Source organism: Moorena sp. SIO3I8, assembly GCF_010692325.1.
Taxonomy (GTDB): domain Bacteria; phylum Cyanobacteriota; class Cyanobacteriia; order Cyanobacteriales; family Coleofasciculaceae; genus Moorena.
Window position 1 is genome coordinate 170,883 of sequence record NZ_JAAHHW010000003.1, and the last position, 12,638, is coordinate 183,520.

Annotated in this window: 9 protein-coding genes; 3 read left to right on the forward strand and 6 right to left on the reverse strand. The window is 43.1% G+C overall.

The window, feature by feature from the left end:
* Positions 1–199 precede the first annotated feature (199 nt).
* Positions 200–937 carry a hypothetical protein gene (locus F6K51_RS02625; RefSeq protein WP_293017843.1) on the forward strand — a complete coding sequence of 246 codons (738 nt, stop codon included), beginning with the start codon at positions 200–202 and terminating at the stop codon, positions 935–937.
* Positions 938–1,185: 248 nt separating this feature from the next.
* Here the strand turns inward: F6K51_RS02625 and F6K51_RS02630 are convergent, their stop codons facing one another.
* Together F6K51_RS02630 and F6K51_RS02635 are read right to left on the reverse strand one after the other, a co-directional pair.
* Complete coding sequence (locus F6K51_RS02630) at positions 1,186–2,127, reverse strand: glutathione S-transferase family protein (protein ID WP_293017844.1); 942 nt, start codon at positions 2,125–2,127, stop codon at positions 1,186–1,188.
* 29 nt (positions 2,128–2,156) lie between these two features.
* The gene (locus tag F6K51_RS02635) at positions 2,157–2,282 is read right to left on the reverse strand and encodes a hypothetical protein (RefSeq protein WP_293017845.1); all 126 of its coding nucleotides are present in this window, start codon (positions 2,280–2,282) and stop codon (positions 2,157–2,159) included.
* 354 nt (positions 2,283–2,636) lie between these two features.
* Here F6K51_RS02635 and F6K51_RS02640 point away from each other — a divergent pair, with 354 nt between their 5' ends.
* Positions 2,637–3,005, forward strand: coding sequence for a trypco2 family protein (locus tag F6K51_RS02640; protein ID WP_293017846.1), 369 nt, complete (start codon positions 2,637–2,639; stop codon positions 3,003–3,005).
* A 23-nt stretch (positions 3,006–3,028) separates the two neighbouring features.
* Positions 3,029–6,583 carry a tetratricopeptide repeat protein gene (locus tag F6K51_RS02645; protein ID WP_293017847.1) on the forward strand — a complete coding sequence of 1,185 codons (3,555 nt, stop codon included), beginning with the start codon at positions 3,029–3,031 and terminating at the stop codon, positions 6,581–6,583.
* A gap of 28 nt (positions 6,584–6,611) precedes the next feature.
* Here the strand turns inward: F6K51_RS02645 and F6K51_RS02650 are convergent, their stop codons facing one another.
* The 4 genes from F6K51_RS02650 to F6K51_RS02665 all read right to left on the reverse strand — a co-directional run bounded on the left by F6K51_RS02650 (position 6,612) and on the right by F6K51_RS02665 (position 12,311).
* Positions 6,612–8,756, reverse strand: a complete 2,145-nt coding sequence (locus F6K51_RS02650; protein WP_293017848.1) for a CHAT domain-containing protein — start codon at positions 8,754–8,756, stop codon at positions 6,612–6,614.
* Between the two features lie 1,017 nt (positions 8,757–9,773).
* Positions 9,774–11,327 carry a mercuric reductase gene (locus F6K51_RS02655; protein ID WP_293017850.1) on the reverse strand — a complete coding sequence of 518 codons (1,554 nt, stop codon included), beginning with the start codon at positions 11,325–11,327 and terminating at the stop codon, positions 9,774–9,776.
* A 41-nt stretch (positions 11,328–11,368) separates the two neighbouring features.
* A complete protein-coding gene (locus F6K51_RS02660) occupies positions 11,369–11,530 on the reverse strand; it encodes a hypothetical protein (protein ID WP_293017852.1) in 162 nt (53 codons plus the stop codon).
* A 91-nt stretch (positions 11,531–11,621) separates the two neighbouring features.
* Positions 11,622–12,311: a TVP38/TMEM64 family protein gene (locus tag F6K51_RS02665; RefSeq protein ID WP_365939894.1), complete on the reverse strand. Its 690-nt coding sequence runs from the start codon at positions 12,309–12,311 to the stop codon at positions 11,622–11,624.
* Between the last annotated feature and the right edge of the window lie 327 nt (positions 12,312–12,638).

The following is a 12,638-nucleotide window of genomic DNA, read 5'->3' on the forward strand; positions in this document are numbered from 1 at the left end:
TAGTTCCGTGATAATTCTGTCCATCTCCCCATCTCCCCATCTCCCCATCTCCCCACACTCTTAATCATGGGTATTCAACCGGAGTTGATAATACAAGGGTAAGTTAACCAGATCCGGAAAAATTGTCGATAAGTTTCCGGATTTTCATTTTGCCAAAAGAAAAAGATAGTGGACCACTTTAAGTCAGGATTCGATAGTCATGGTTCACAAATTCATTTTCCAAGGTTCAGCTTACCTGTTGTCAGCGTCCGTGATGTGGCAAATGCTTCCCGCAAAAGCCGGAATAGTACCTCGGAAGCATGACAATAGCAATGTTAGCACCTTCGAGATTGCTGGATTATTCGATGAGCTCCGCCAAATCCGTCGAGATGTTCAAGAGGTAACCAATACCATTCGTGAAGGCAGACGTATAATCCAAGGCACACGCGGAGTGGTTGATGAGTTTGATCAACTTGGGGACGACCTGAACTCTGGACGAGTGGTAAAGTCTTCTAACAATAATCCCTGTCGCAAAAATGGGTCTCAGAAATCCGTTGCTATCAATGAGCAGGTGATTTGTACCAAAGACGGAGCCTATGAGTTAAGTCAGGAATTGCGTAAGGTACTGATGATGACACAAACTCGAAACCTCTATATTGATGAGTTTTACGGCACGTTTTTGGACAAAGTCTTTAATCGTCCTGTTGAGTTTATGTTCGAGAATAAGGAGGAGATGACTTTAGAGAATCTTACGAAGGTGCTTGCTCTCTATGATCAGAAACGGTGGGATTATAGCAAAATCACACAGATTCTTTTCTCTCCCTCTACTAGTAAGGCTACCTTGATGTTTGGAAAACGCACCGAACCGGAAATTGTATCTGTCCCTGATTCCCTTGGTGAGTTTTCAGATTCCGTATTTAAAATCAAATCTAAGTCTCCTTTCTTGAATCAAGAATAACTTGACACGTAAGCTATCAGCGGTCAGCAGTCAGCCGTCAGCGGTCAGCTTATTTTATTTCGGACTTACGAAATTTAGTGGGTTTTGCCCCCCTAGCCCCCCAATTTTGGGGGGTAATGATGTCAAAGTCCCCCAGAATTGGGGGATTTAGGGGGCACTTGCCTAAGTCCTGTTATTCAAAAGCTGATAGCTGATAGCTGATAGCTGATAGCTGATAGCTGATCGCTGATAGCTGATCGCTGATAGCGTTAATCACTAAAACTAATTTGTGGTCCTTTTGGTACAATTCCAGAGGGATTAATAAAGGGATGACTCCTATAATAATGCTGCTTAATGTGGTCAATATTACAAGTTTCTTCTACCCCTGGCTGATGATAAAGGTCTTTGAGATAATTCCACAAATTGGGATAATCCAGAATTCGTTGCCAATTACATTTGAAATGGAAATAGTAAACTGAGTCAAAGCGTAGCAGAGTGGTAAACATACACCAATCGGCTTCTGTAATGCGATCGCCACAGAGATAACGCTGTTTACCTAACACCCCTTCCCAATAGTCAAGGGCATTAAAGAGGTCAGTTACTCCTTCTTCATAAGCTTGCTGAGTCGTAGCGAATCCAGCTCGATAAACACCATTATTAATAGGTTGGTAAATGGCATCAATGGTTTTATCAATCTCTTCTCGTAAATTCTCCGGATAAAAGCTGATATCCGACTGAGCAATCCCGTCGAACTCTAGGTCAAACATCCGAATAATTTCACGGGATTCATTGTTAACAATCGTGCCAGTTTCCTTATCCCAAAGTACTGGAACTGTCACCCGTCCGGTACAGTTAGGGTCACCTTTGATATAAACTTCCCGCAGATAGCGAGCACCATTGACTGTATCAGGGATACAACCAGGCCCATCGGAAAATTCCCATCCATCTTTATCCATCAATGGGTCAACAATGGACAGGGTAATTGCTTGCTCCAATCCCTTTAAGGCTCGCATAATCAGAGTGCGGTGCGCCCAGGGACAAGCATAGGAAACATAGAGATGGTAGCGTCCAGAGGCTGGTTTATAGTCTGTGGAGCCATCAGCACGAATCCAATTACGGAACTTGGTGGGATTACGCATGAATCGTCCTTGGGGGTCTTGCTGATAGACTTCGTTAGTCCATTGTCCGTTAACGAGCATCCCTGTTGCCATAGTTTTCCTGTGATGGTATTTTTTTTATACTATCTATAGCTAAGGGAAAAGGGAGTAGGGAGTAGGGAGTTGGGAGTAGAAAGATAGAATAGTTCGGATAGTTTTAAACTATGACTGGTTTTGCATCTTTTAGGATGGTACAAGATATTGAACACTGTGGCATAGTGACAGGCATTATGTAATCTATGCTAAAAATGATTAGAACCAAGCGCCTGGATTACCAGATGAGTTATAAATAGATAAATTTTGCTAGAGATTTTTGCTCTATCGATCGGGTGCATCTCACTTTTGCTGTTTGATCCGGTGGGTGTAACGGGCATCTTGCCCGTTACAATTTTCGGGCGAGTCGTGCCAACAAGGCGCTCAGAGGCTGAAAATCAGGGCTAGCCCCTCCCTAAACCACCACTAGCAACATTTACGTGCGACCTGTGGCGAATTAAATTCGCCAAGGTCAAGCGCACCTTTACAAATATTAGATGCAACCTATCGATCTTTGGAGGAGTGAAAAGGTGTCGGAAGAGAACACAATAGGACTTACGGAACTGATTGAACAGGTCAAGCAGGAACTACTCATCACTTCCCCTGACCAAGAGCCAGACATCCCGCTTTTGAGCGTAGATTCCGTAGAGCTGGAGCTACAAGTTACTGTTAAGAAGGAAGCCAAAGGCGGGGTAAAAATTTATGTTCTTGACTTAGGCGGGGGAGGAAGCCGGGATGATGTGCAGAAGGTCAAGGTTAAACTTTCCCCTCTTGTGAGTAAGGAAACACTTCTGAAAATCTACAGGAAGCGCTATCCAGATCGCTTAAGGGAACTAGTCGAGCAATCTATTGAAGGGACTTTAAAAGGCAGTGAGGACAATTTAAGCGATCAGTTCTGAGCAAACCTAGACTAACAGATTAAATGGAACTATTTGAGCTGTATCTATCTCCCATCAATGGGACTCGGTTCAAAGCCATCGTTACCCAATCTCCTGTCGGTGAGGGTGAAAGCGAGTCAGAGTTACCCTTTATTGAGGGTAGGAAAGACTGGAGGATTAGTTTAATCAAGGCTCTGGAGAGTACTAGTTTTTGTTCTGAAAACTTTCCTGAAGAGGGAGAACAAGAGTGGCTGGTCAAAGCAGGTATTTTAGCTTCTGACCGCAATACTTTTCATCCTGACTATCAAGCCAACATTGGCAGAGCGCTCTATCGGGTACTTTTTCCCTCAAACAGTAAAGTAGAAAAAGCTCTCCAGAAATCTATCAGTCTGGCTGAGGATAAACACACACAACTGCTGATTCGGCTCAAGTTTGAAGCTGATGTGGTACAGCGTTCTCGGTTGGCGGATTATCCGTGGGAATTACTGCATAACGGGCAAAAATTTTTATGCCATCATCAGGTTGGGTTAGCACGATACATTGCTCACGACACCGCCCCTCCGTCTTTACCCCGTGTTGAGCAGGTGAATGTGTTGCTGGTTTCATCGGCAGCTTGTGACTCAGACTTAGGACTCAAGCCGCTTTCAAAACAGGAACAGCAAGCAATCCGTGATGGTCTGGAGAAAGCTAGTGTTGCTGGACATATTCGTCTGAGTGAGCTATCTTATCCCACCCTCAAAGAGCTAAGAGCTTATCTGACCGAATATCAAGGGGATAAAGCTCCCCAGGTACTCCATTTTGATGGACATGGTTTGTTTGGTAAGCGCTGCTCTAACCAAAAGTGCCGTACTATGCACAAGGGTATCAAACGTGAGCGATGCCGAGCTTGCAAGGCACTATTACCGGAGCCTCAAGGGTATTTGGTTTTCGAGGATGAGTATGGCAGAGCTGATTATATCAGCGGTTCGGAGTTAGGAACATTACTCCAGCAGTCGAGCTTAAACGATAGCATTAGCCAAAGTAGAGGCATATCCCTTTGTGTGCTGAGCGCCTGTCAATCAGGCATGGCAGTAGCAGGGGAATCTGCGTTCAATGGTGCGGCACAAAACCTGGTTGGTCACCGAGTCCCTGCTGTGGTAGCGATGCAATACTCTGTCAGTGTTGAGAGTGCTAGCAATTTTGCCGAACAGTTTTATCGTTCCTTAGGACAGAAAAATTCACTGGCTGTGGCTGTCAGTCAGGGACGAGAGGCCATGGGAGTGGAAAACAACCAGTGGTATCGTCCGGTGCTTTACCTGCGCTGGCCAGAAGGGGGTCAACTATTTGCCACTCCCCCAACATCTGCTGGTATTTTACCTGCAAGTATTCCCTCAAACCTGCCCCGCAGTGGTGTGATTAAATTTGTTGGACGTGGCAAAGTTCTTGAAACCCTACACCAACAATTGCAGCAGACAGAACGAGTTGGTATTTGTGCGATCGCTGGCATGGGTGGTATTGGGAAAACAGAATTGGCTCTGCAATACGCCATGCTTCATAAAGAACTGGGTACTTACCCTGGTGGTATCTGTTGGTCGGAGGAAGCAGCAGTAGGTCTTGACATTGTCAGCTTTGCTAAGGTGCAGTTGAATATGCAGTTACCATCGGGATTGGATTTGGAGGAGCAGGTAGCTTACTGTTGGCGAAACTGGCAAGAGGGTGAAGTGCTACTAATCTTGGATGATGTTAGAGACTATCTACAAGTCAAATCCTATCTTCCACCACCTGAGCCACGGTTCAAGGTACTGTTTACTAGCAGGAGGCAATGGTTGGGTGAATCCTTTGAAACACTTTCCTTGGATGTTCTTTCTGAAGAAGCAGCTACAGAACTGTTGACTTCATTAGTTGGAAAAGAGCGTATTGACCTAGAACTTGACCAAGCCAAACAACTGTGTTTGGAGTTGGGATTTTTGCCCTTGGGCTTGGAGTTAGTAGGACGATATTTAAAACGCAAGCCACATTTGTCTATAGCTCAAATGCGGCAGCGACTGGGACTAGAGCATCGTTCGCTACAAAAGCCATCTGGGGAAATGACGGAACAAAGGGGAGTAGCTGCAGCTTTTGAACTCAGTTGGCAAGAACTTGACCCACTGGCTCAGCAATTAGGTTGTTTGCTCAGTCTATTTGCACTGGCTCCCTTTGCTTGGCAATTAGTCAACCAGTGCTTGCCTGACTCAGACGAAGAGGATTTAGAGGATATCCGAGACTATGCCCTTACAGAATATAGTTTGCTGCAACAAACTGGGGAGGAAACCTACAGCCTACATCAACTGATTCGGGAGTTTTTTCAGAATAAATTGAAGCAGTTTGAAAATGGAGAAAAGGCGAAGCAAGTCAATGAAATGAAACAAAATTTATGTTTTGTAATGGTAGCTGTTGCCAATACAATTCCACAGTATCCTACCCAAGAATTTTTGCTAGAAGTAGAAGATATTATCCCTCATGTTGAAGAGGTTGCCATAGCATTAAGGGACTATCTAAGTGAGGCAGATTTTATTACACCTTTCCAAGGGTTAGGAAGATTCTACGAAGGAAAAGGACTTTATAGTCAGGCAGAGATATGGTACAAGCGATGTCGAGATCAGGTTGAGGAACGATTTGGTGCTGAGCATTTTTATCTGGCTAGGACTAGTAATAACCTAGCATCTATTTACCAAGCTCAAGGACAATACTCTAAAGCAGAACCTCTCTATAAACAAGCATTGGAGATTAGGCGCAAGCTATTGGAGCAAGAACATCCTGATACAGCAGAAAGTCTAAACAATCTAGCTTTACTTTACAATTATCAGGGGCGTTATGAAGAAGCGGAACTTCTCTATAAACAAGCATTAGACATGAGGCGCAAGTTATTCGGAGAAGAACATCCTGATCTAGCAGAAAGTCTCAGCAATCTAGCTTGGCTCTACCAGGATCAGGGGCGTTACGAGGAAGCAGAATCCTTGTTTTTACAAACGTTGGAAATGCGACAACGCTTACTTGATGCAAACCATCTTCGTATTGCAGATAGTTTTAATGCTCTGGGATCTTGTTACTACCATCAAAAGCGGTATCAAGAATCAGAAAAGATGTATTTGCAAGCACTAAATCTGTACAAGGAACTTTTTGGGGATAAACATCGTGATGTTGCTATGGCTTCAAATAGTTTGGCGCTAGTCTACTCTGAGCAGGGGAAATACGAAGCAGCAGAACCATTGTTGACAAAAGCATTGGAAATCCAGAAACACATATTAGGAGAGAAGCACCCTGATGTGGCAACTGGACTCACTAATCTCGCAGCTTTATATGAGGATTTAGGTAATACAACTAAAGCTGAATCTCTATACCACCAAGTGTTAGATATGAGGAAGCAACTGTTAGGGGAGATGCACCCTGATGTGGCAATTAGCCTGAACAATTTAGCCAAGTTTAACTACAATCAGAAACGATATGAAGTAGCTAAGCCACTTTATAGTGATGCAGTAAGGATTTTAGAAACAAAGTTAGGATCTAATCACCCCAACACTGTTAAGGTTAAGAACAACCTGGAAGATTTAAAGTCAGTGATGGATAGCAGAGTAGATTAGATGGTTTGTAACTATTTGGTTTCACATGCTACTGTGATACATCCATTAACGTAAACCCTGCCCAATTGATTGGATCTTGATGTTGCTTGTCGTTTTTAACTGTGAGCATTGCCTTGCGTAGAGCTTGAGGTTCATCAATTACTCTGCCCTGGGCAGCTTGTATTCTCATCTGGGTATAAAAATCAGACATTAGGATTTGGGTTGATTCATCTGGTACTGACCAAAGAGAAACAGCTACACGAGGAACTCCAGCTAGACCAAGAGATAGGGGAAGTCCTAGCACTGTACTGTACCCGAATTCCCCATATGCAGTATTGCAAGCACTCAAAACTGCTAAGCTGGCATTCAGTTTTAGATTTAAAATTTCCTGAGAGGTGAGGTAAGAACCATACAATTTAATGGCACCAGGTAAAGAACCTTTGGTTCTAACTATATGCCACGTTTTCTCTTCTTCTCTATCAAACCAGAAACTATAGGATACACCATTACTTATTCGTTTAGAATTTGGAACTCCTTCTATCCTGTGGACAAATGTGCTGTTTTTTCCTGTTTCTATGACCATCATCACATCTCGTGGTTTGGAGGGTCGTACATCCAAGACACCATGTGTAGCAAAGTGCAGAATCTTAGCATTACTGATTCGAGAACGAACTGTGTTCTCATTCGATTCGTTTCTGATAAGAGCATCACTTCCTGATCGCTGAGCAATATTTATAGCTTCCTTTTCAGCTCCTGGCAAGTTAAGTACATTTCGATCAGCCGGGTTTCCTACAATCAGGATATCTCTACCTCTAGGAAATCTATCCAAGGGGCGGCGTTTATGAAGGAGACTGTGTAGATTCGGAGCCGTCCGAATAGTATGTTTTTCAATTAAGTAGCGACCAGAGGAATCTTTTAGAGCAGGGAAAGGCACTAAGAACAGAGAATTTTGTGGTATGAAAACCACATGCTCTTCAGGAGATGCAGGCAATAAGTCTTCTATAGGATCAATAAGACGTTGGTGTAGTTGTTTAAGTTTTTCTTGATGCTCGGACTCACGTACAAATCTTTCCTCTAGATTTCTTAGCTTGAGGTCGCGAACTGGTTGAATTGATTCTTTTCTTTCATTTCCTCGATCTAGATAAGAAGAAGCTGCTCTATATCCACTTTTAACAAGTTTATCCAAAGAAATATCAGAAGGAGTAAAATCTATTTTTCGGAAGTATACTTTACCTGTCGGCTGAGCAATCCATGCAAAAAGTTCGGTTTCAGAAGCCACTGAATAGTAAACTATTGTAGATTTTTGCTCTTGAGCAATTCTCCTAAAATCCTTATAGGATAAATTATCGGGAAATGTCAGTTTTGGTAATAACGTGTTATCGTATACTCTTGTTCCCTGGTATACCTCATCACTTAGAGCATAGGCAGCAAAGGGGACAATTCTAAGTAGCTCAAGATTGCGAATTAATTGTGCAGCTTTGAAGGCTTCTTCTTCAAACTTGTCGTCCTTCCCTTGTGCGACAAATACTCTTTGCAGTAGTTGTAGAGTTTTTAATTCTAAACTGTGAACATCTTCAAGAGTGTCCACTCCAAAGTTTGAGATTTCATTAGTGTTTTCCTCTTGTGGAGTATCATCTAAATTAGGAGAGTTACCTTGTAAGCTTTGTATAAATTCTTCTACTGACTCCTTGATCTCCTCATTACTTACCTGTAAAGCTGCTTCTGAAGGATTATAACCTTGAGTAATAAGATATATTATTTTGGCATAAAGATTATCCAAAGGTACAAGAAAATTAGAGATATTGCTAGCTACTGGAATAGTCTTTGAAGATTCTATATTTAAAATGAACGGAATCTTAAAAGAGAAACCTTCCTGACGTGTTTTAGGGTTATTAAACCCTCGTAATGAACCAGCATCTAATAAATCCAAAGCCATTTTTAGTGATTTTTCTGCCTCTGAATATTGAGCATTTTTATACTGTCGATTTCCTTGCTCAAAAAGTTGCATCGCTTCTCTTAGATTACGTAGTATTGGAGATTTATTAGAGCGGTCTACATCTGCCTCGGAATATAAGTTAGGATTTGAATAATCCGCCACACTCTTAGTTGGCAAATAAAAATTTACACTCAGGATGACAGAAGCAGAAATTAGTGAAGTTAATAGCCTAGTAAGACTTTTCTTGGCAAGGTACATATTTACTAGTAACGCTCATGATTATTTCACGATCCGAGATTTTAACTACTGCCTTGGTTAAACCCACTTCCCGCACTTCAACTTGGATGCATCTGATTAAAGCCTGATTGACCCGGTGGATGGAATGGGCATGTTGGTGGAATGGGCATGTTGGTGGAATGGGCATGCTGGTGGAATGGGCATCTTGCCCGTTATCAATATTTCCGGACGCCCTGTCCTAACACTGGCTACAAAAAAAATGAAGACTCGCCTTTGGGTGGTGCGTTACGGGGCAGGTTGTCTCAAAACTGTCCCTCGGTGTTGAACATGATGGCAAGCCCGCCCCTCACGCACCCTACGCACCCTACGCACCCTCTCAATAATCAAGCCTAGAATCCACTTCCTTCGTTGACAACTCTCTTGTAATAGGTTTGAAGTGCGGAATGTCGATCCAAACCAGTCATAGTTGAAAACTATCGGAACTCTTATATTTTAACTGGGGAATTTGGATTATAGGATTTATATTTGAGATGTAAACAGATCATTAAACGCTTTAGGGAACATAAAACTCCCGATAGGGTAACAGGAGTAAGGAATAGAGACTATTTTTCCTTAGAAAAAATTAAAATATAGTTTTAGAAATCATTTGTAAACCCTATATAACTACCGTAATCAATGGCTCAAAAAACGGCGTTGCTGAATTGAAGTATGAATCCGCGATCCTCTGGTTTTGGGCAAGCCCCCTAAATCCCCCAACCTTGGGGGACTTTAAGAGTTTTGTTCCCCCCAAAATTGGGGGGCTAGGGGGGCTCAATGATACCCAGAATCAGCAAAACCCAAAAAGCTCTAGGGGTAAGGGTAAAACTCAGAAGTTTTAAAGAGGGAACAGAGTAGGAAGTACGATAAAAGCGATGCAGCCCGGTCTTGGGGTAAACCCCCTCAGATCGGCGCTGCATCACTTAAAACCCTCTTTACTTTTGCCTCTTGCCTCTTGCCTTTTGCCTTTTGCCTCTTGCCTTTTGCCTCTTGCCTTTTTACCTAAGAAAGCTTCGTCAGGAATTCTAAAAATGTTTTAGTTCTTGGTGTTAAGAGAGTGCGGCGATAGGCATCTGCCGCTTTTTTAATTCCTTCTGCTTGAGTGGGATAGGGATGAATTACGCTGGAAAGCTTACTCAAACCAATCTTATGGACAATTGCTGTAGTCACCTCAGAAATCATTTCTCCTGCATGAGTCGCCACAATAGTTGCTCCGAGGATTTGATCTGACCCCTTCTTGTGGTGAATTTTAACAAATCCCTCTTCTTCGCCATCTGCGATCGCTCGGTCTACAGTACTAAACGGAATTTTAATCGTATTAACATTAAACCCTTTCGCTTGAGCTTCATGTTCATACATCCCCACATGGGCAATTTCTGGATCAGTATAAGTTGCCCAAGGCATCACCAAGTTACTCAGTTTATATTTACCCAAGCCAAAGGGAGAAAATAGAGTATTCTTAATCACAATCCGTGCGGCTGAATCCGCTGCATGGGTAAACTTCCAGTCCATGCAAATATCACCAGCAGCATAAATTTTGGGATTGGTAGTCTCAAGGTAATCATTCACCTTCACTCCTTTACGCTGGTCATACTCTACCCCTACCAATTCCAAATTTAACCCTTCCACATTGGGCGCACGTCCAGCACCGATCAAAATTTCATCTACTGTGACCGACTCTTCCAAACCAGTGCAGCTATTGAAGTGTAAGGTTTTACCTGCCTCTGTCTTCTCGACCCGCTTCAATTGGGCACTCAGGACTAAACGGATACCTTCTTTTAAAAAGACTTTTTGAACAATATCGGCGGCGTCAGCATCCTCTTTATTTAAAATGTGAGAACGGCGATGGAACAGCACCACTTCACAACCTAAACGGCGGAAAGACTGAGCTAATTCACAGCCAATGGGACCGCCACCAATAACAGCTAATCGATTGGGACGTTCTGTCAGAGAAAATACCGTTTCATTGGTGAGATACCCCGCCTCTTCCATGCCCTCAACTCGGGGTCTTACTGCTCTTGCTCCTGTAGCAATTACCGCTTTCTTAAACTTGAGGGTAGTATCGTTTACTTCAATGGTATCATCACCGGTAAACCGACCATTTCCTAAAAATATATCAATACCATAAGTATCTTTGAAGCGTTTAGCAGAATCGTGATGGCTAATCCCTGCCCGTAGCCGACGCATCCGTTCCATCACTGCGGGAAAGTCTACTTCAATATTATCTGGAACTTTAACCCCAAAGGCTCCCGCATTGCGCATCTCAGCCACTACCCGAGATGACCGAATCAAACACTTGGAGGGGACACAACCTACATTTAAACAATCCCCACCCATCAAATGCCGTTCAATCAACGCCACCTTCAAACCAACACCAATACCTGCTGCACCTGCTGCTGTAACTAATCCAGCTGTACCAGCACCAATAACTACTAGGTCATAACAATCAACAGGTTTTGGATTAACCCAATCTCCTGGATGAACGTAGTTAACCAACCTCTGGTTATACTCGTCCATAGGTGGAACAATAACTCTTTGATATTGAGAACTTGACATTTATAATAACTCCTTTGATAGTTCAAAATTCAATTAATTTTTTAGGGAGTAGGGAGTAGGGAGTAGGGAGTAGGGAGTAGGGAGTAGGGAGTAGGGAGTAGGGAATCGGGAGTAGGGAATCGGGAATCGGGAATCGGGAACAAAAATTTACGGATCTCTATAACCTTTAACCTTCTAACCTTTAACCTTGGCCAATAGGCCACGCTACGGGAACAACTTCCTAACCTTTAACTTCCTAACCTTTAACCTTCAACCTTCAACCTGCTAACCTTAAATCTCCTAACCTTAAATCTCCTAAACTGTCTCCTTAGAAACGCTTTTGGCTAAAGCCTTCTTAGCCAGATTAGTAATAAAAAGTGTTATTGCCACAGTGGCGATAAAACCAATAATCCGAATTGCCCACTGGAAAGTGGGATTGGTGGGTGCGTCACCACCACCGATCATGGCCAGGTCTCCAGCCAGAGAACCGATGTAAACGTACATGACTGTTCCTGGAATCATGCCAATGGAGCCTAAGACGTAGTCTTTCAGAGAAACCCCAGTTAGACCATAGGCATAGTTTAAGAGGTTGAAGGGAAATACAGGAGAGAGTCGAGTCAACAGCACTATTTTGAATCCTTCCTGACCTACTGCTTCATCAATGGCACTAAACTTGTCATTGCCAGCAATTTTTTGAGCAATCCAGTCCCTAGCTAGATAACGCCCAACCAGAAAAGCAGCCGTGGCTCCGATAGTGGCTCCGATGAACACATAGATTGAGCCTAAGGCAACACCAAATACTACCCCAGCCCCTAGGGTAAGGATGGACCCAGGCAAAAATGCTACGGCAGCAATGATATAGATTGCGATAAATGCGATCGCTCCGATGGGTCCAAGACTATCAATCCACTGCAAAGCATTGCGCAGTAGTTCTTGAGGATTGAATCCTCCACTACTAGCGGATTCCTGTGCGAAACTCGGCTCAGCGTGTACCACCAGTACCATCACCATTGCCAGTAATGTTAATGAAACTAACTTGAAACCCTTCATGACGTTTCGGGGATGAGATTGACTGCTTCTTCTTGTACTTATCATGAGTTGGGACCGTTGCAATTCAACTTGAGACATAGTAATCAAATTATCTAGAGATTCTGGTTATCTTAAATGGCTTGTTTGGGGATGAAATTAACAAAAGTTTATAACTTTACAGGTAAGCTATCAGCTATCAGCTAATGCGCTACTTGAGATGCTACTTGAGGTGCTATCAGCTAATCCGCTACATTGGTTTAATCTCTGTTACCTCAGCTGACGGCTGACTTCTGACCGCTGACG

Coding starts and splice junctions, on each gene's coding strand:
- F6K51_RS02645 (WP_293017847.1), top strand. CDS start 3,029: ATGGAACTATTTGAGCTGTATCTATCTCCCATCAATGGGACTCGGTTC.
- F6K51_RS02655 (WP_293017850.1), bottom strand. CDS start 11,327: ATGTCAAGTTCTCAATATCAAAGAGTTATTGTTCCACCTATGGACGAG.
- F6K51_RS02630 (WP_293017844.1), bottom strand. CDS start 2,127: ATGGCAACAGGGATGCTCGTTAACGGACAATGGACTAACGAAGTCTAT.
- F6K51_RS02650 (WP_293017848.1), bottom strand. CDS start 8,756: ATGTACCTTGCCAAGAAAAGTCTTACTAGGCTATTAACTTCACTAATT.
- F6K51_RS02625 (WP_293017843.1), top strand. CDS start 200: ATGGTTCACAAATTCATTTTCCAAGGTTCAGCTTACCTGTTGTCAGCG.
- F6K51_RS02665 (WP_365939894.1), bottom strand. CDS start 12,311: ATGGTACTGGTGGTACACGCTGAGCCGAGTTTCGCACAGGAATCCGCT.